The 19554-nt window shown below is 60.3% G+C and carries 17 protein-coding genes and 1 pseudogene; 9 read left to right on the forward strand and 9 right to left on the reverse strand.

Annotated features, from left to right (window positions below):
• The first annotated feature begins 12 nt into the window (after nt 1–12).
• Together H1B37_RS28930 and H1B37_RS28935 are read left to right on the forward strand one after the other, a co-directional pair.
• Nucleotides 13–567 (forward strand): hypothetical protein, encoded by a 555-nt coding sequence (locus H1B37_RS28930; protein ID WP_182870765.1) that lies wholly within the window; start codon nt 13–15, stop codon nt 565–567.
• Nucleotides 568–608: 41 nt separating this feature from the next.
• Complete coding sequence (locus H1B37_RS28935; protein WP_182870766.1) at nt 609–1784, forward strand: hypothetical protein; 1176 nt, start codon at nt 609–611, stop codon at nt 1782–1784.
• A 198-nt stretch (nt 1785–1982) separates the two neighbouring features.
• Here H1B37_RS28935 and H1B37_RS28940 read toward each other — a convergent pair whose 3' ends face one another.
• On the reverse strand, nt 1983–2342 hold the full coding sequence (locus H1B37_RS28940; protein WP_182870767.1) for a hypothetical protein: 360 nt from the start codon (nt 2340–2342) through the stop codon (nt 1983–1985).
• 202 nt (nt 2343–2544) lie between these two features.
• Here H1B37_RS28940 and H1B37_RS28945 point away from each other — a divergent pair, with 202 nt between their 5' ends.
• Both H1B37_RS28945 and H1B37_RS28950 read left to right on the forward strand, forming a co-directional pair.
• A complete protein-coding gene (locus tag H1B37_RS28945) occupies nt 2545–3855 on the forward strand; it encodes a lipopolysaccharide biosynthesis protein (RefSeq protein WP_182870768.1) in 1311 nt (436 codons plus the stop codon).
• A gap of 510 nt (nt 3856–4365) precedes the next feature.
• Nucleotides 4366–5301, forward strand: a complete 936-nt coding sequence (locus H1B37_RS28950; protein ID WP_220498421.1) for a glycosyltransferase — start codon at nt 4366–4368, stop codon at nt 5299–5301.
• Nucleotides 5302–5748: 447 nt separating this feature from the next.
• On the opposite strand, the gene H1B37_RS28955 is transcribed toward H1B37_RS28950, so the two are convergent.
• Nucleotides 5749–6345: a DUF1294 domain-containing protein gene (locus H1B37_RS28955; RefSeq protein WP_182870770.1), complete on the reverse strand. Its 597-nt coding sequence runs from the start codon at nt 6343–6345 to the stop codon at nt 5749–5751.
• Nucleotides 6345–9455, reverse strand: a complete 3111-nt coding sequence (locus H1B37_RS28960) for a hypothetical protein (RefSeq protein WP_182870771.1) — start codon at nt 9453–9455, stop codon at nt 6345–6347. The genes H1B37_RS28955 and H1B37_RS28960 overlap by 1 nt, the downstream gene beginning before the upstream one ends.
• 339 nt (nt 9456–9794) lie before the next feature.
• Between H1B37_RS28960 and H1B37_RS28965 the strand changes: the two genes are divergently transcribed.
• From H1B37_RS28965 to H1B37_RS34625, 3 genes are all read left to right on the forward strand, one after another.
• Nucleotides 9795–10124, forward strand: a complete 330-nt coding sequence (locus tag H1B37_RS28965) for a co-chaperone GroES (RefSeq protein ID WP_182870786.1) — start codon at nt 9795–9797, stop codon at nt 10122–10124.
• A 138-nt stretch (nt 10125–10262) separates the two neighbouring features.
• Nucleotides 10263–10838 (forward strand): sigma-70 family RNA polymerase sigma factor, encoded by a 576-nt coding sequence (locus H1B37_RS28970; RefSeq protein WP_182870772.1) that lies wholly within the window; start codon nt 10263–10265, stop codon nt 10836–10838.
• Complete coding sequence (locus tag H1B37_RS34625; protein WP_182870773.1) at nt 10769–13483, forward strand: protein kinase domain-containing protein; 2715 nt, start codon at nt 10769–10771, stop codon at nt 13481–13483. The genes H1B37_RS28970 and H1B37_RS34625 overlap by 70 nt, the downstream gene beginning before the upstream one ends.
• A 158-nt stretch (nt 13484–13641) precedes the next feature.
• On the opposite strand, the gene H1B37_RS28980 is transcribed toward H1B37_RS34625, so the two are convergent.
• Nucleotides 13642–14787 (reverse strand): XylR family transcriptional regulator, encoded by a 1146-nt coding sequence (locus H1B37_RS28980; RefSeq protein WP_182870774.1) that lies wholly within the window; start codon nt 14785–14787, stop codon nt 13642–13644.
• A 146-nt stretch (nt 14788–14933) separates the two neighbouring features.
• On the opposite strand from H1B37_RS28980, the gene H1B37_RS28985 reads away from it, so the two are divergent.
• On the forward strand, nt 14934–16055 hold the full coding sequence (locus H1B37_RS28985; protein WP_182870775.1) for a Gfo/Idh/MocA family protein: 1122 nt from the start codon (nt 14934–14936) through the stop codon (nt 16053–16055).
• A gap of 10 nt (nt 16056–16065) precedes the next feature.
• On the forward strand, nt 16066–17112 hold the full coding sequence (queG, locus tag H1B37_RS28990) for a tRNA epoxyqueuosine(34) reductase QueG (RefSeq protein WP_353620951.1): 1047 nt from the start codon (nt 16066–16068) through the stop codon (nt 17110–17112).
• A gap of 236 nt (nt 17113–17348) precedes the next feature.
• On the opposite strand, the gene H1B37_RS28995 is transcribed toward queG, so the two are convergent.
• From H1B37_RS28995 to H1B37_RS29010, 5 genes and pseudogenes are all read right to left on the reverse strand, one after another.
• A complete protein-coding gene (locus H1B37_RS28995; RefSeq protein ID WP_182870777.1) occupies nt 17349–17543 on the reverse strand; it encodes a hypothetical protein in 195 nt (64 codons plus the stop codon).
• Entirely contained in the window at nt 17540–17830 is a 291-nt protein-coding gene (gene tnpA / locus H1B37_RS34630) for an IS66 family insertion sequence element accessory protein TnpA (RefSeq protein ID WP_353620952.1), read from the reverse strand. Before tnpA ends, H1B37_RS28995 begins: the two co-directional genes overlap by 4 nt.
• Nucleotides 17831–17982: 152 nt before the next feature.
• Nucleotides 17983–18165 (reverse strand): H-X9-DG-CTERM domain-containing protein, encoded by a 183-nt coding sequence (locus H1B37_RS34635; protein ID WP_182870778.1) that lies wholly within the window; start codon nt 18163–18165, stop codon nt 17983–17985.
• Nucleotides 18166–18345: 180 nt separating this feature from the next.
• A pseudogene (locus H1B37_RS34150) lies at nt 18346–18640 on the reverse strand (hypothetical protein); the annotation flags it as partial.
• A gap of 206 nt (nt 18641–18846) precedes the next feature.
• Nucleotides 18847–19554 (reverse strand): hypothetical protein (locus H1B37_RS29010; protein WP_182870780.1); only part of this gene is annotated, 708 nt, incomplete at its 5' end.

Here is a 19554-nt window from a genome sequence, read left to right on the forward strand (position 1 = left end):
CCAGGTGCTGCCATGTCGACCAGCGACGTTCGAAATATCGATTCGCTTCAGCGGCTCCGCACGGGGGTGCTGGCGATGGCCGACAGTTGGGAGAAAACGCTGCAGGAGATTCGAATCGCGATTCATCGCGCCGACCAGTATTTTGGCGACGAGGTGCCGAGGTATTGGCGTCGTCAGACCGAATTGGCCGAGCGTGAATTGACCGAGGCGAAAGACAACTTGCAACAGAAAGAGTCGGCCGCGCGGGCCGGCGACCGTGTCAGCGCGATGGAAGCACGCAAGCGGGTCGCGGCGGCGAAAACCCGGCTGGATCTGTGCCGCGATCGCCAACGCACGGCCAAGTCGTTGGCCATCGAAATCCGCCATCAATGCGACGAATTGCTCGGTCCACTAGCCGACATGACCGAACACAGCGACAATCAACTGCCCGCCGCAGCGATCAAGCTGGGGACGTTGCTGGAATGGCTGCACCGCTACGCCGACGCGGCCCAAATGCCGGTATCGCCCGACGAAGGTGTGTCGGCATCGCCATCGGAAATGCCAAGCGAACCGCCGCCGAACGACTGATTCCCCCGCCGATCCCCTCACCCCCGAATCCTAGTTTGTCGATGTCTGATCCCGCCTGCGAAATCTTTGAAACCCTTCGTCACTGCGACGCTTCTCGTTCGGAATTGCTTCAGCAACTCGCCGACTACTATCGCCGCGCGGAATTGCCGATGGAGTTGTTCGAGGCACGCAAGATGATCGTCCGCGATTCGCTGGGGTTGCCGCTGCTGAGCAGTGAAGACGAACCGCCGCGCTGCGAAGCGATCGAGCGACAACTGGAAACGGGATTGCTGGAAGCCTGCCGCGAATCCGGTGAAATGCTGATTCGCGCCGGACGCGTGTTCGAGGGCTGGACGTACCTGCGGCCGACCGGTGACAACGATTTGATCCGAAGCCTGATCGCCGAGGTCGAGATCACCGAGGACAACTATGACGAAATGCAGCGTGTCTTGCTGCATGAAGGCGTCGATGTGGGGCGAGGATTCCAGGCCATTCTGGACCATCAAGGCACCTGCAACAGCATCACGCTGTTCGACCAAGCGATCGCCCAACGCAGCAAGGCCGACCGCCGCGCCGCCGGCGAGCGTTTGCTGGAACACTTTTACAACGAATTGACCACGCTGGTCCGGGCCGATATCGAAGCCCGCGATGCCGCCCCCGGCGAAGACGAATCGCTGTACGACATGCTGGCCAGTCGCCCCTGGGTGATGAAGGACGGCGGCTACCATCTGGACACGACGCACCTGTCGTCGACCGTGCGGATCGCATCCACCCTGACCGATCCGAAACAGTTGCGCATGGCCTGGGAACTGACCCAGTACGGACGCCAGTTGCACCACCAGTTTCAATACCCCGGCGAAGAACCGTTCGTCGATTTCTACCCCGCTTATGCCGCGTTTTATTCGATCCTGCTGGGCGAAAATGTCGACGCGGGGCTGAAACTGTTTGAACGGAAAGCGATCAACGTCGACACCCAAGAACACGGCACCGGCGCGATCGAAACCTACATCGATCTGCTCGATCGCGTCGGACGCCCCCTGCAGGCGATCGAGTTTGCGATCGCCCATGTGCCCGCAGACGTGCCATCACAAACAATCGTGCCGTTGCTGATCGAGATCGCGGGGCGTGCCGCCCAGTCCGGTGACGCATCGGGCTACGAAAAGATCATGGACTTTTGTGCCGACAAGCAAGACGCACTCGGTTTCGCGGTGGCCAAGCACGCCGCCATGGGGAAGTAGCACGCAAGCGAGAGAGTGACGTGCGTCGCGACACACTCGGTTTTCGCGTCGTCCACTACCGTTGATCCGAAGCACGGCAACATTTGCCGAATCCCCTTTCGCGAACCACTCAAGCCCGCGAACATCCAACGGGAACGCGGCACTAATCGTTTTCGCGAATCAATCGAACGTAGAGGTCGCCGGTTTTAAACAAGAACCTTAATTAAACAGTTGTGCGACGCCTAGCATGACGAAGAACGCACCGAACACCGCGACCATGATCGCGAACTTGGCTGCGACGAAGGGGAACAGTGCGACCGCGACCGCCACGATCAATGTCCCTGCCATTGAGACGCCGATGCCCTGGATGCGTCGCGTCCGGCGGTGGGTCCACAGGGCGGCATCGGCCAGTTCATCGGCGTCGACATCGCCCAGGCCGATCGATCGAAGCTTGGCCAAAATCGCCCCTTTGGCGGCTCCACCCTTGGCGGCTTGTCGGGCCAGCCGACGTCCCCTGGCACGTAACTCGGGACCGGCGGCATTGCGCCGGGGGGAAGAAAAGGGATTGGTCGCTGTCATTTCAAAATGGGGTTCGGTGGGCCTGTCCTACGACGCGTCAATCAGGAGCTCGCGACGGATGGCGATGCGTGCTTATGCAAAGCGTGTTCGGCAACTAAACTCTACACCGTCCCGCGGAAACGAACAAAACCCCAACGTCAATCCAGCCGAAACCGTCGTCCATGAGCCAGCATCGCCCAACGAACATCGTTGACGTACGCCGATGAAGGCGGCTGAAGTTTCGGCACGCCTGCGCGGTCTGGCGCGCGGCGACACAATGCTGTCGTTGCTGGATCAGGTGATCGTCAGCGGCACCCGGTTTGCCACCACCGTGATGGTCGGGCGGTTCGGCTCGGAATCCGAGCTGGGGTATTATTCACTGGCGTTCAGCGTGTTCGTGTTGCTGGTCGGGTTTCAAGAGTCGTTGATTTCGATCCCCTACACGGTATTCGTCAAACGCCTCTCGCCCGACGACCAACGTAAGTACGGGGCGAGCTCTCTGGCCCAAGCGATCGGGTTGAACCTGATCGCCATGCTGGTCTTGCTGATCGCGTGCGTGCTGATCCAGACGACGCGCGGGGCAACGGGCATGATCGGATTGTTGTGGTTGTTGGTCGCGTTGTTGCCGTTCTTGATGCTGCGTGAATTTGCCCGACGGATGGCGTTTGCGCAGCTTCATGTCCCGACCGCGATGGCGTTGGATTTGGCCGTCAGCGTGTTGCAATTAGGCGGACTTGCGGCCCTGGCATTGGCCGACCAGATGACCGCCGGTGCCGCCTTTCTGGTGACCGGGATCGCCACCGGACTTTCCGGTTTGATCTGGTTGACCCTGGTTCGATCGAGTTTTCAATGGGATCGATCCCGAATGCGATCGGATTGGGTTGAAAACATTCGGTTCGGCAAGTGGGTCACGGGGGCGCAATTGACATCGGTGCTGCAAACCTACTTTGCCCACTGGTTGCTGGCCGCCGTGATCGACGAACGCGCGACCGGGATCTATGCGGCTTGCATGACCGTCGTGATGCTGTCCAACCCGTTCATTCTGGGCATGAGCAACGTGCTGTCGCCCAAGGCCGCGCATGCCTTTGCCGCCGGCGGAGCGGCCGCGGCGGCTCATTTGGTCTGGCGGTTCACCGGCGTGATGTTGTCGATCCTGTGCGTGTTTGCCGCGCTGGTGGGGGTGTTCGGGAACGCGATCGTCGTCTGGATTTTTGACCAGCAATACGGCGGGCATGGGGCCGCGATCCTGGTGCTGGCATCGGGAACGATTGCCTTGGGTGCGGGGTACTCGTTTGCCAGTGGGTTGCGTGCGATCAATCGTCCCGCGGCCAATTTTTGGGCCGGGATTTGGGGTTTGGTCGTGACCGTGGTGATCTCATCCGCCTTGGTCCATCGGGCCAGCATCCTGGGAACCTCGCTCGGACTCGTCAGCGGTTTCTACGTCACCGCGATCTACCGTTTGGTCGCGTTTCGTGCAGCGATCGTTGAGATGGGTCGCAGCGAAGATCCGGAAGGGGCATCGGCATCAAGTTAGGACTTGCAGCCATCAAGCACGTGAAGACACCCTCCCTTTTGAAGGCAGTGCGGTTTACAAGTCTTTGATTTTGAGGGGCTATTGCAAATTTCTCCGGCCGCTTTCAACCACAGGGAGGAGGATTGCCCACCGATGGCAGCGCGAACCCACGGATCCCAGTCCGCTTCACATCCGCGGGATCGCGCTGCGATCGCGCTGCGATCGGTGGGCTTTTTCGGTTCCTCCAGACCTCCTGGCCGAATGCGCCACCTGAAAGCAAGCGTCCTGCCAAGCGGAGTGATACGCGTCATCGCCTCGTATCTACGTGGTTACCGCACGACCTCTGCCACGGAGGGGTGTGTCTGAATCGAACGCCGATGGCGGTCGTCCCGAGGCCCGTGTGACGGTTGTGCGGCCTTCGCGGATTCCCACGCCGCAATTTCGATGACGAGGACGCGCAGCTGGAATCGCCGCCTGTCTTGATCTATCCTTGACGCCACCCCCGCATCCCAATCATAGGAAGCCCCGATCGTGTCCGTGGATCCCTCCCCCAACGTCTCCGTCCTGATGACCGTCTACAACGGGATGCCGTATCTGGCAGAGGCGGTCGAGTCGATTCGCGCGCAGACCTACCCGCGGTGGAAGATGATCATCGTGGACGACGGTTCGACCGACGATTCGGGCGACTACCTCGATTCACTTGATGACGATCGCATCACTGTCATCCACCAGCAGAATGCCGGCACCGCGGTCGCTTCCAACCACGGGCTAAAACTGTGTGACACAGAGTTTCTGGCGCGGATGGATAGTGATGACATCTGCGACCCGACGCGATTGGAAAAGCAAGTCGCATTTTTGCACGACCATCCCCGCGTCGGATTGGTCGGATCACAAATCGTTCCCCGCGGCGAGCTAAAATCGGGGCGCGTGATCCCGTTGGCGACCGATCACGGATCGATCTACAACCAACTTCGCAAGGGACAACATGCCATGTGCCATCCGACCATTTTGATGCGCACCGAGTTGCTCAAGAGCATCGGCGGGTACTGGAAACAGCACGGCATGTTCGACGCCTGGGACATGTTCCTGCGGATGGGCGAAGTCGGCGAATTGGCCAACCTGCCCGAACCGTTGCTGGAATACCGCATCCACACCGGAAGCATCAACGGAAAACACATGCGAAAACTGCAAGCGAGCATCGAGTTCGCTTGCGAACTGGCACGGCGGCGCGAAGAAAAGCTGCCCGAGATCAGCTACGAAGAGTATTTCTCCAAACGCGACCGAGCCGGCGTGGTCACGAGGATGACCAAGCAGCTGAACGTCTACGCGCTTCTGCAATACCGGCTCGCCTCGATCGATCTGCTCGGCGGGCGCCAACTGCGAGGCTATGCGCGGTTGGCGTGGTCTGCGCTATGCTCTCCCGGACGTTTGGTCAACCGTGTGCTGCGACAACTCAAGTTGGCCTGATCGGATGTCGGTGGAAGACCGCTTGGGCCAGGGCGTCGGGCAAAACGATGGGGGCAAAACGATGGGGGCGGAATGATGAGGGAGGGGATGATGGAGGCAGAATGATACGGGGCAGAATGATGGGGAGTGGGCGGATGTGGAGGGCGCGGCGGCTTTCGTCGATGCATCACCCACGGGCCGCTCGCTTACCGGCGTGTTGATTCAATCCGACCCTACGTGGGATCAGCCGTTTCGCGCGAGCGTACGGGCATTGAAGCGGCGAAAGATCGCACCGGGGCCCGTAGGCTCGCGCCATACGGCTGATTAAATCAACAGGCCGTGACGCTTCCCGCTGGCATGTGATGCTCAACATGCTCCCTCGCTTCTCTGGACATCGTTTTGCCCCTTTCCTTCTGCCTCCGCCATCATTCTGCCCCGTATCATTCTGCCTTTTCATCAATCGCTCTTCTACAACCGCGACCAAACCGTGATTGCCCCAATCAACAGGGCTCCGTTGAGCAACACGGTCAAGCCGAAGACGATTCGAAAGGACTGTTTCCGGGTTTTGTGGCGGAGCTTTTCTTGGGCGATCACGGCGCCCGGCCAACCACCGATCATCGACAGGAGGTGCAGCGTGCTTTCTTGAGTCCGCCACTTGCCACGTTGTGCTGCCGACTTGTCGAATGCATAGGTGACGAAGGTGGCCAAGCTTGCGAGCAGATAAACCCAAAGGACCGGCTGAGGCAGTTGATTGGTCAACACCAATAGGCCGACGAAGACAAGGAACATCCATGCGACGATCACGGGCAGTGATGTTTTAGCGCGTCGCCGCGGTGCAGCAGCTTCAATCGCCAATCGGGCCTCGTCCGCACGGAGCCGTCCTTGGGCATCGCGCGACAGCGAAAACGTCACCGGCATCCCAACCTCCGGACGAATCCTGCGATCGACGAACGATTTGATGTGGACAAACACGTCCGCTGTGTCGTCACCGGACGCGATAAACCCGTAACCTTTGTCATCGTTCCAGGTGACGATCGTACCGTGTTTATGGGGGCTCGGTCGCACTAGCGGATCCCGACCGGACGGCCGGCGACGCGTTGGTTCTCGGTCGTCTTGCCGATCGACACACCGATCCATCCGTCACGCAGTTCGAATTGGGTGATCCCGCTTTGTGGCGGCAAACGCTGGGCCAACAACTCCGGCGACGTCAACGGCAAGGGGCGTGTCGGCGAAAGCACTTTGTTAAAGATTGCTCGCACGGGGAACCGCTGCCGCATCGACATCCCGGGGCCGCTGATGCTCAAGTGCCCGTCGCGAACCAGCGACGCACTCAATCCGTCGACCTGGGCCGAATAGGCGGCTCGCACGATAAAGTTTCTCAGCCGCAACCGATCGCGTTGCAAGCGGATGATCCGCATCGTGATCCAAACCTTTCCGTCTTCGATTTCCACCGTGATCGGGCGATGCTTGGCGAATTGAATCGACGTGTCTTCGGGCAAGTCTTCCGGCAGCGGACGGTCTTGAACGCCCAGGACCTCGAAACACTGCGTCAACACCTGGTCGATCGGCAACGCTTCCTCCTGAGGGACCAGTTGCTCGAGCGTGTTGTTGAGTGCCGACTGGTGCATTTGAACGCTGAACAGGTTGTCGCGAAGGGCTCGTGGCCGCGGCGTCATGGCGGCCAGCTGAAAATCACCGGCCATGCGGTAACGCGCGATCAAACGCGACTCGGTGGAACTCATGTCGATCACGCGGGGGCGCAGTTGCAGTCGGGTCAACGGTCCCAGGACGGTGTCGCTGAATCGAGCGGTCGCCTGATCCACCTTTTCCGTCACCGTGCGATCGATTTCGTCACCGACCTGCGTACGGATCCGATTGCGTCCGATGCGGTCGGCCAAAGACGCCTTTTCAAAGTATTGACTTTCGGCGATGTTCTGGACCAGCGTTCCCAGCAGCGGCCAGGAATCATAGGTCGTATTGATCCCACGCAGCCTCGATCGACCGCCGACGTTGACCGACGGATCGCCCAAGTGAACGTCGTCCGGCTTGATCGAAATTGGCGTGGCGGCCGAAAACGGATTCACACTTGTCGTCTTCACCGCCGCCGGCCCGCTGCGTCCGACGCTGCGTGTGGAGACGTCACCGATGGTTTCCAAACTCAATTCCCAAGTCGACGGAGACGGGATCAGTCGCAACCGCAAATCGCTGCTGACGCGGCTGACGCCGGTCACGCGGCTGCCCAGCATCGTCGTCCGCAGGGGAACGTTGCGGGTGGGCAACTCGGGCATCAAGCCCCGCAACAGTTCCTCGCTGAGCGAGAAACGGACATTGGCGTTTCGGTAGTGCGTGTCCAGGTGATCGGCCAACTGTTGGGCCTGGGGGTGATCGGCGTGGCCGAGGGCCTGCATCGATTGCGCGATCTCCGCGGTCACCAAATCGATCGCGTTGGATTCCGCCCGTTCGATCTGATGCAACAAGGCCGAGTAGTCGATGGCACCACTGGCCCAGGGTTTCACTGCGGCGGCCACATCGGCAACCGCGGGGTCGGCGAGAAACTGGCGATGAATCGGCGCCAGGTTGGGCCACGCCAGACGCGCCAGGAACTGTTGCGCGATCTCACGCCGCGCGTTGTCGTCTCCGGATTCAAACGCGTCACGAAGCCGATCGAGCAACAGGAACGTCGCCCAGCCGTTGACATCCCCGGTCACCACCAGATGACGCTGCAGTTGATTGATCGCGGCGGCGACCGACATCACGTCGTCTCCGACGTGGTGCACCGCCGGGAAATCGCCGGAGTTGATCTTGAACACCGGTTCCCAAATCGCCAATCGTCGCTCGATCGAATACGCGGCTTGCAGCCAGGCCACGCGTCGGCTGCGCGATCGCAAGGATTCGGCATGAACCGAGGCAAAGCTTTGGGCCTGATTCAATTCGTCCAACAGCGGTTGGACGTTGCGATCGCCCAGACGATTGGCCTGGTGCAGACGATCCAACAGATCACGCACGTTTCCAGACCAGGCCAGGATCTCTTCGGTGCCGATCTCCGGTGTCTCTGCCGCGGCGAAATCCCCTTCAAAGTCATCGGCGGGCAAATCGGTTCGAACGGCGATCGATTCCAGCGTGTCCAACTGTTCGATCAACCGATGGGGCACCGGCCAGGTCGCCGAGCGAGGCTGGGTCAGGGGCCGCGAGGAACGCGAGTCCTCACCCGCGTCCGCATCGGTCTTGCGAGTGATCTCGGCGACCTCGGGCGTCGGGGCTGTTTTGGGTGAGGGTTCCGATGCGGCGGGCGGCTGAGCAGGCTCGATCATTTTCGGCTCGGCATCCAACACGTCGCCGCGCGTTCGGCCCGGCGTCGGTTCGGTTGATCCCAAGTCGGGCGCCAAATCCGCCACCGTCGCGGCCGGGGCTTCGAACACCGACGGCAACGCGACATCGCCGGTGGGGCGTTCGGCCAGCCGCGGCGACGGGGCGTCCAAACGTGCCGGCGGTTCGGCCTGGGTCAGCGGCCGGTCATCGGCAAAGAAGACGTCCGGATCGATCCGAATGACCATCTCGTCTGACGATGCCCCTTGGGCAGCGTCCAGCTGGACCGACACCTTGCTTTCGGTCGGCGGGGTCAGTTCCAGCACCGGCAGATCACCGACCGAAACCGCTGTGTCCGCTCCGTCGAACCTCGCGTCAAAGCCGAAGATGTCGCTGTGGGCATCCAATGAAGGAGCGGGCACACCCGCGATCGCCGGTTGTTGCAGCTCGAACGATGCATCCGTCCACGACTCGATGTGTGACAGTTCGGCCCACGCCTCGGCCGGTGCCTGTCGGGGGGAACGATCGGCTGCCGTCCCCTGCGACAAGCTACGTGCGGCCAGTTCACGTGCGGCCAGTTCACGTGCGGCCAGTTCACGTGCGGCCAGTTCACGTGACGACGTGCGGGCATTGCTGCGGCCGGTGGGCGCGAGGACGGGCAAGGCCGAACGGGCCGGTGCCAGCTCGGTCAACCCCACGTTTTTCCACAGCGCCGCGGCACCGGAGAGCAACAACTTGGCTCCCGGATCGGCTTGAAGGGCCAGCCAGCTGAATCCGGTCACCATCACGGACGCCGTGAGTGGCCAAATCACCAGAGAACGTTTCACATCCTTGCGCATCGAACGACCATCGGTCAAAGAGAAAAGCATACGGTTTCCGTCACCGCCTTGGCTGTCAATCGGCTCGATCGCTTCGGCCGGTCCAGCGCGGTTGTCCGTTGCGGCGAAAACTCGCCCGCCGCCGTGTGGGCTGTTTGTCCGGCGATTTCCCCTAATCGGCAATTCTTGCCAGTTTGGTTTATGTTGCCAGCATGCCACCCACGATGCCGGGTGTACGAAAGCGACCCGTCTCGCAAGACTATTGCCTGTTATTCCTGGCCCGGTCGGCCTGACGAGCCCCATTGAGAGCAAGACGCGACTCGGCCGAGCCCCCTGAGACGGTTGCCTCTGGCAGCCGTGCGGAAAAGAGTGAATCCCTTCGGAGTGGTGATGGCGAAGAAAAAGGCAAACGCAACGTTCGAATACGTCGAGCCGATCGGTGACCGAGTTCTGGTGCGGAAGGACGAACCCAAACGCGAAACGCGGGGCGGCATCGCGCTGCCCGATGCGGCCGAGATTCCGACGATCACCGGGCGCATCGTGACCATCAGTGCCGTGGTGGAGAACGACGAAGAGCTGCCGCTGCGTCAATACGACAAGATCCTGTTCCATCCCAAAAACGCGGTCCCCGTCGATCTGGAGCACGACAACCAGCTGTTTGTCGTGCCGGTGGACGATATTGTCGCGGTGTTTCGCCGCGAGAAGCCGGAAGAGGAATGAGAACACATTTCGTATCGGATGAGTTACACTGGGGGGCAGGTGGAATTCCGCCAAAGATGTCGTGGGATCGAGCTCACTCGCCGTAGAGGGGACTCGGTCGCGACAGAGTTCCGAGTCGTCGATGCCGTAGCCGGAAACATGACTTCAGTCACCGATTTAGTTAGCCGCAGCCAAGAAGGGACCGAAGGCGAAACCGACCGTTTGTTTTCGGTGATGTATGACGATCTGCGTCGCTTGGCGGGCCGTTTCTTACAGAACGAACCGCTCCGAAATCGCCTCAGCAGTTCGTCGCTCGTCCACCAGGCCTACATGCGGATGGTGGATCACTCGCGGATCAATTGGCAGGGCAAGACGCACTTTTTCGCGATCGGTGCCACCGTGATGCGTCGGATTCTGGTCGACCATGCCCGCAAGGTCCAATCGTTGAAACGGGGGGGCGGATGGGAACGCCGTCAATTGCACGACGACGTCACCTTTGAACTCAATCGAGACGACGACGTGGTCGCGCTGGACGATTTGTTGCAACAGCTTACCAAACTCAATCCGCGGCAAGCCAAGATCGTCGAGTTGCGTTTTTTTGGCGGCATGACGATGCGTGAGATCGCCGCGGAAATGAAGTTGGGGCTGCGGACGATCGAAAAGGAGTGGGCGATGAGCCGGGCTTGGATGCGACGGGAATTGCGACGCGACAGCGAAGACGCCGAGACGACTTGATGGACGCGGAGCGTTACGCGCGGGTCCGCGAGTTATTCCTGGCCATCGACGACCTTCCCAGTGACCAACAACGCGAATTCCTGGCCTCGCAGTGCGGCGACGACCAGCCGCTGATTGACGAAGTGATGTCGTTGCTTGAGGAGCACGACCAAGAATCCGCACAGCTGGAAGGTAACTCAGCCAAGAAACCGGCGATCCCGTCGGCCACCCCCGAGGCCGCCGCCGCGGCGGCAGCAGAGGTCCCCGGCACAGAACCCGAGCGAGCCGCCACGGCCCCCGATCCCGCCGGGACCAGCACCGAGGCCGATGGCAACGCCTCGACGTCCAACGCTCCCTTCATGCCGGGCGCCCAACGCGACTTGCCCCTGGACGCCTCGGGTCAACCATCCGGTGCCGGCACGGCCGCTCGCGAGCGGCATCAAAGACGCGGGGACTTTCGAAACGCCGCGCGCAAGTCTCGCTCGGGGACCAAAGCTGCGGCAGCCAAATCGGCCCCACTACGATCGGCCCCACCACAATCGGCTCAAGTCACCCAACACAGTTCGCAGCGGACGCACGCATCGCCCCGCTATCGAGACGACGAGCCTGTCCCGCGACGACGCCCCTCGGCTGGGATCTGGCAGACGCGGGCGACCAAATATCGTCGCTTCAACGCGGGATGGCTGTGGTTGGCCGCGATCCTGCCGACGGCCCTCGCCGGCTGGTGGATTTACAGTCAAGTTCAGGCCCACGCGCGGCAAACGGCGGCCCACGAAATGGCCGGCGTGGCCGATGCGGTGGGGACCAGCGTCAATCGATTTCTAGCCGATCAGGCTCGGTTGGCCGAATCCTGGACCCGCCAGGATGAACTTCGTGCCGCAGTGGTCGCGTTGGTCCAAACCAGCCGGCACGACGATTCGGTCGACGCGTTGCGTGATTCGCCCGCCGCCACCACGATCCGCCAACAGTTGCGCATACAGTCGCAGCAACCCGACCTCAAGTACGTCGTCTGGGATCGCACCGGCCGGGTGATCGCCAGTTGGTTGCCCGATGGAGCGGACATCGGGGGCAACGTGGCACCCGACGGTGCGGCCAACTTGGCCCGCGCGATGCGTGGCGAAACGGTGTTGTTCGGCCCTCAGATTTTGGTGGCCGAGGAAAACGGATTTCAACCGGAAACGCAATCGCCGGTGATGGCCGAGATTCTGCCGATTCGCGATGACGATGGCCGCGTGGTCGCCACGATGTTGATTCGAGGCTTCGGCATGTACGACGCGTTGGACCAGATCTTTCGCGAAGCGTCCGGCGCGGGTGGTCTGGACGTGTACGCCGTCAACGCGGCCGGGGTGATGGTCACCAACAGCGCTCGGGCCGAGCAGTGGCTGGTCGACGACCGCCAGGACGGCGACAGGGTGGCGTGCCGGCTGAGAGTGTCCGCCCCGGAAACCTCTGCCGACAGCGCCACAAAACTGGACCTGCAACTCCGGCGGTCACAGCCGTTGACCTATGCCGTCGCGGGCGCATCGTCGGGACAATCCGGATCGCAGCTCGATCCCTATCGCAACTACGCCGGCATCGAGGTGGTGGGCACCTGGCGTTGGCTGAACCAATGGAACTTGGGCATCGTCGCCGAACGGACCGCTCAGAACGCATTTGCGAGCACCCAGGCGGTCCGGTGGGGGTTCCTCGTGCTGGCGTTGATGCTGACCATGACGGTGTTGATTGCCGCCAGCCGGATCGCCAAACGAACCGCCATCGCCCAAGCCGCCGTGCATCCGCTCAGCCGATATGAGTTGGTCGCCGAATTGGGCAGCGGCGGGATGGGCGTCGTCTATCGCGCCAAACACGGACAACTCGGGCGCGACACCGCACTGAAAGTCTTACGCGGCGATCGAGACAATTTGGAAGACCGTTTGCGATTCGATCGCGAAGCCAAACTGGCCGCGTCGCTGAGCAACCCGCACACCGTCACGATCTATGACTACGGCCGCGGCGACGAAGGCGAAGCGTATTGCGTGATGGAATTTCTAAAGGGCATCACGCTGTACGATGTCGTCGCCCGCAGCGGGTTTCTGCCCTACGGACGGGCGCTGTTTATCCTGCGACAAGTCTGTGATTCACTGGGCGAGGCACACAAGCTGGGGCTGGTTCACCGCGACATCAAGCCGCAAAACATCATGCTGTCCCTGGACGCTTCGGTCGGGGACTGGGCGGTCGTGTTCGATTTCGGGTTGGCCAAACCGCTGCAACCGGAGGCCGATTCCTACCAGACCGCCGAAACGATTTGGGCCGGCACGCCGATGTACATGGCGCCCGAACGCTATCGAGAACCGAATAACATCGATCCGCGTTCGGACATCTATTCGGTCGGATGCATCGCGTACTTTCTATTGTCCGGGCGACCACCGTTTATCGAGTGTGACCCCGAGTCGTTGTTCGCCTTGGTGTTGACCGAACAACCGATCAGCATCAGTGTGCATCGCGATCAAGACGTCCCCGAGGAAATCGTCGCGGTCGTCAAACGATGCATGGCAAAAAGCGTGGACGATCGGTTCGCGACGATCGACGAACTGGCCATCCAACTGGACCGGTTGATCGCGGACTACCCCTGGTCGGTCGAAGAAGCCCGATCGTGGTGGCGGATCCACGGATCAGAAGTCGGGTAGCCGTCTACCGCGGCTTAGTTTTTGATCCTGCCGATGCGTTCGGAGAGTCGCCGTGTTCTCCGAACTCGGCGCACGCGAAAAAGCGAAGCTTTGCCCTGCGCCGACCTCGGAGAGGACGGCGACTGTCCAGCCCAATCGAAAACGAAGCTGCGGCCACCTCACCGAAACGACGCCCGATACTTGCCCGGCGTGATGCCTTTTTGTTTTCGAAACATCACACTCAAGTACTCTGCGTGTTCGATTCCACAGCGGCGGGCGATCAGATCTAATGGGAATGAGGTTTCGCGTAGCAAGCGTTCGGCACGCTGGATTCGTGTGGCGACGATCATCTCGTGCGGTGTCTTGCCCAGCATCGCTTTGAAACGCAACTCCAGCGCCCGACGGGTCATGGTTGTTGTGGCCACCACGTCGCCGACACGGATGCCCGAACAGGCGTTGACGAGAATGTAGCGGGCGGCATTTTCGATTTCGGGATCGTCCACCGCCACCGTGTCGGTCGATCGCCGCGTGGAAATCCCGATCGGCGGCAACAACGTCGCCGTGGCCGGAACGTCCTGGCCGTCCATCATCTTTTCCAACAACTCCGCCGCCACATACCCGGCCTGTTCGGCATCGGGAATCACGCTGGTCAGCGGCGGCGACGCCAACCGGCACAGCAGCGGGTCATCATCCACGCCCAGCACCGCGATCGAGTCGGGGACACTGCGTCCGGCTTCGTGACACAGGTCCAACAGACGACGGGCCAGCGAATCGTAAGCCGCCATCAATCCGCAGGGGCTGGGCAACTGCTCGATCCAACGCAACAACCGGCGGCGCTGACGCGGCCACCTGGCACCGGCGGATTCCTTGGGCAGATCAAACACCGACACCTCCAATCCACGCGCTTGCGCCGCACGAACAAACGCATCGCGACGCCAACATGCCCAATTGAATTCCGTCTCCCCACAGAACGCCAGCGACCGCAATCCCCGCTCGGCGAAATGTTCGACCGCCAAATCCGCGATCTGTCGATCGTCCGTTTCCAGCCAGGGGATGTCCGGCAATTGGCGGGCGGCACTCAAATCGATCGTCGGCAATCCCGTCGCTTGCACCGCCCGCGCGATCGTGTCGGTCTCGATGCGTGCCAAAATGCCGTCGCCCGGGTAGCGGCGCAACCAACTGGGTGGATCCGCCCCGCGATGCTGTTCGGGAAGGTCCACTTTCCAGCGGCCGAATTCTTCCTGATAACGCAATACACCCCGCAACAGCCCCCGGGCGTACTCGTTACTCGATTCGATCAACAGGGCGACGCTTCGTTGTTGCATGTGAAATAGCGTAGCAATGATGCGCGATATTGCATTGATGGAGTTTCGATTTTTGCTAAGTTTGTTGCTCGTCGGGCGAAACCACGCCGCCGCGTTGCCGGTCGCCCGGCCCGTTCCCTTCCCTCCCCTTTGCCCCTAGGTTTCCCATGTCCAAACCTGTTCGCGTCGCGATGATTGGGCTCGGTTTTGGCGCCGAGTTCATTCCGATCTATCAAGCTCATGCCGGCGCCGAAGTGGTCGCCATCTGCCGACGAAACGAAGCGGAGTTGAACAAGGCGGCCGACCAGTTTGGGATTGAGAAACGTTACACCGACTACGACGCGGTGTTGGCCGATCCGGACATCGACTACGTTCACATCAACAGCCCGATCCCCGATCACGCCTGGATGTCGCTCAAGGCGCTCGACGCTGGAAAGCACGTGATGTGCACCGTGCCGATGGCCACGACGATCGATGAATGTCGCCAGATCGTCGAAAAGGTGAAGGAGACAGGGTTGAAATACATGATGGCCGAGACTGTGGTCTATAGCCGCGAGTTCTTGTTCATCAAGCAGATGTACGAGAAAGGTGAGCTGGGAAAAATCCAACACCTCGCCGCCTCGCACCCGCAAGACATGGACGGCTGGCCGAGCTATTGGGAAGAAATGATTCCGATGCATTACGCCACCCACGTCGTCAGCCCCTGTCTGGGACTGACCGACGCGTTGGCCGAATACGTCAGCTGTTTCGGATCGGGCGTGGTGCGTGATTCGATCGCCGAAAAGTCGGGCAACCGATTCGCCGTCGAAACCTGCCACATCAAACTCAAGGACAGTGATCTGACGGCGCACATCTGGCGGTTCTTGTACGACGTCGCCCGGCAATACCGCGAAAGCTTTGACGTCTATGGAACCAAGAAGAGTTTCGAGTGGACGTTGATTGAAAACGAACCACACGTTATTCACACGGCGAAGAAGCCGGAGCCGGAGATCGCCGAAAAGATCGAAGTGCCCGACTTTGCCCACCTGCTGCCGCCGGAGATTCAAAAGTTCACGCTGCCGTCGGAAATCCACGACGCCGATCACCTGTCGTTCGTCCAAGGCGGCGGGCACGGCGGATCGCACCCGCACTTGGTTCACGAAATGGTCAGCGCGGTCACCGAGGATCGCGACCCGTGGCCCAACGCCGTGACCAGCGCCAACTGGACCTGCGTCGGCCTGTGTGCCCATGAGTCGGCGCTCAAGGGTGGCGAGATCGTCAAATTGCCCGAATTCACCTTGCAGAAATAGTCCCGCGTCTGTGGATGAATCGAACCCTGATTCCGGTCGTTGGCTGCCGTTGTTTCGACAGCGGGCCACCGAATTGGGGTTCATCAACGCCGCCGTCGCCCCGGCAGTCGATTCGGCCGGTTTTACGGATCTGGTCCGCTGGATCGAAAGCGGCTACGCGGCCGGGATGGACTACTTCGCCGATCGCTTGGACGCCTACCGCCACCCCGACGGCGTGATGGCGGGCACCAAAAGCATCATCGTGTTGGCTTATCCCTATCCGGCCGATGCCGACCCCTCGACGCACGATGGACGCGGTCGAGTCGCTCGATACGCTTGGCCCGGTGTCGATTACCACGACACGATTCACCACAAATTGAAGCAACTCAAACGCCTGGTCGCCGAAGTCGCGCCGGAGGTTTTGACGCGCGGCTGTGTCGATACCGCGCCCTTGATGGAACGGGAACTGGCACAATTGGCCGGGCTCGGCTGGCGCGGCAAAAACACGTTGCTGCTCAATCGACATCACGGCAGCTATTTCTTTCTGGCGTGTTTCTTGGTCGACGTGGAACTGCCGTATGATGCGCCCCACGCGACCGATCATTGCGGCACCTGCACGGCGTGCCTGGACGCCTGTCCCACCGACGCCTTTCCGGCGCCTGGAGTTCTCGATGCCAGTCGCTGCATCAGTTACTTGACGATCGAACATCGCGAATGGATCCCGGTGGAGTTGCGTGAAGGGCTCGGATCGTGGGTCTTCGGCTGCGACGTCTGCCAAGCGGTTTGTCCTTGGAACCGCAAGCCGTCGCGAATCAGCCAAACGGCGCCGGAACAACGAACGCTGGAAAACCTTGATCTCTGTTCCTTCTTCGAGATGGACGAAGAAGCCTTTCGTGCACGATACCGCAAATCGCCGCTCTGGCGGACGCGGCTCCGAGGCATGCGCCGTAACGCAGCGATCGTGCTGGGCAATCAAGGCGACGCCTCTGCGCTGCCGGCACTGGAGCGCGGAGCCGCCGACGAGGACGAAATGGTCGCCGAAGCCTGCCGCTGGGCGATCGAAAAGATCACGCGATAGCATCACAACCCACGCACAGCGTTTTTCTGGCCGCTTCTCGCTGATTGCCACCGTCTTACAACGCTTGGCCCGACCGTTCCACCGCGATTTCCAGCCTCTTTCGTACTCGTACTCGTACTCGTACTCGTACTCGTACTCGTACTCGTACTCAGCCAAAGGCGGTACTCGTACTCGGCAAGAGTATGTGTTCGAGTAGGAGTACGAGTACCGTTTTACTGAGCACGAGTACGATCAATCTACCGGATCGCGGTGGCAATCAGCGAGAAGTGGTCCACAACTTCAACACCGATCGAAGCGTTAAAGCGATCGCCTTCGACCAGACCAGTGAGACGCTCGGGAGTCACGATGCCTTGCGATTTGTCGGACGGATGAGCGTACGTGGCATACTTTGTCGCTCGGGCTTTCAGTTCACCGGCGGCGGAGGCGGTCACGCTCGCGGCGAATGTTGTGCTCTTCTCGTTGCTTTTGGCGGTGGGCGCGAATCGAGTCTCGATGGGATAACGTTTCGGTTGGACGTATTGGGATCGCTGACTTCGACGGCGAGGAACTCTCGTTGTGCGCTGGCCTGGGATCGAATCTTGCGTCGCCAATGGTAGAACGATGCGGTCGAGAAACCATGCAGGCTGCAGAAATCGGCGATGGTCAGGTCAGATTGTTCGTGCTGCTGGATGAGTCGCGACCAACGCACGTGAGCATTTGGGTCTGGCAAGCGAGCCATGAAAGCCTCCGGGCTGAGTGAGTGAAAACCCACCAGCCTACGGCACGCGCCAATAATGGTTTCCTCGGGCGCTTACGCTCCAAAGCCAACCGGCGGAACGCCGGTTACACGCTTTATCACTTATCATTTATCACTTCTCTCTCTTGCGCGAATCAATCCGAAAACGAGGTGGACTCGCCTGAATCACGAGTTGAGGCATGCCGCCATATACGTATGTCGATCGTGTCGGAAATGAAGCGTGCACTACCGTCACAAAGCGACGCCACAACTCCACCAGCATGGCTGCTCGACGCGGGAACAATGCCAAAGTCCCCGCCAACACCTCCATGAAACATCGCCGAAGCTATGGAATTAGGTGGAGTGACGTGATTATATGCTGCAACTGGAAAACCGGTTCCTGACCAGTCGCGTCCGACGTAAGAAAACTTTGGAAGTATCTCCCAATCATCGGCAATGAACTTGCTTAGTGCGTCGATGTCGGACCGCCGTACAGGATCACGGCGATCGCACCAAAATTAGGCTGCAAACAGGAGTTTTTCGAGAAATGCGGTGTTCCAGCCTGCGATTTTTCGTTTCCGCCTAAGACTCTTTTTCCGAGTGTCTCGCTTGAGCAGCGTCGTGACGAACCGACGAGTGAAGCTCATATTCGACGTAGCGTTCTTCGTCACGCCCAGCCTGCTTCCCCTTGGTCGTGGTCGATCGCACGCCATGAGTTGTAAGCCCTTCGTTGTGAGCCATTTCAAAATGGTCAGCGATGGCGGCGTAGAGCTTGGGGTGATTGTCCTTGACGGCGAAAACATAGTCGCCACCTTCGTCGATACCCTTCGATGTTTCCCCAAAGCGAAAAACCTTCCACGCTTGGTGACTCCTTGATCAAATGTTTTTCGGCGTATGCTTCTCGAGCAAATCTTGATGTTCGAATAGCGATTGCCAAACCCGATTCCGATTCACACTGAACCAATCCATTTTTTCGCTTCACTGCGAACGAGAAACGACCTGCGATTACGCGGTAAGTTTCAAGCCAGCTCGGCACCGATCCGGCCGAGCCATTCGCCACGCTTTCGGCGATGGACGATCCAGCCGATGCTTGCAACCAGGGCGATTGCCCAGAACGCTCTTTCGCTGCTCGACGACGCCCGTCGTTTGGTCGGATGGGTGCCCGGCACAACGGCGAAAACCTCAGCCGTCTTTGCACGGTGGTACCGATTCCGGACCGCTTTGAGAATCGGGATACCGGATTTCGATGCCAAAGCGGTGAACGCATAGGGAGTGGAATTTAGCGATACCGTGAACTGATCACCGTCCTGTGTCAGCTTCGGCTTTCGGCTGACGAGATTACCGCGTTCGTCCAACTGGTCGGCAAAAAATGACCTCATTTGCTTTTCGTACAGCTTGACCAAAACAACGGGGATCTTTGCATCGTCCTTCGTCGTCCATGATGCCAGTTTCGTCGTCGCTTGCCCGGGCCCGTAATTTTGGCGAAAGTGTGCTTCGACACGATGGTGGCTGCGATAGGGAACCCAATTCACTTTCGACGGCGTTGACGCTGGGTTGCGAGCGGCCGGGGTTTGGACAGTAGCGTCCGACCAGTGGAGGAAACCGCCTTCGAAACCAGCAAAGCTTGGCAGTTTCGCGCCCGCTTCGATGGATCGGACGTGGATCGGCTTGGGCCGAAAGTCATCCTCGGTCCGCTTGTCTTCTTGCGTTTTCTGACCAAAAAAGAC

The organism is Stieleria mannarensis (assembly GCF_014154935.1).
GTDB classification, from domain to species: domain Bacteria; phylum Planctomycetota; class Planctomycetia; order Pirellulales; family Pirellulaceae; genus Stieleria; species Stieleria mannarensis.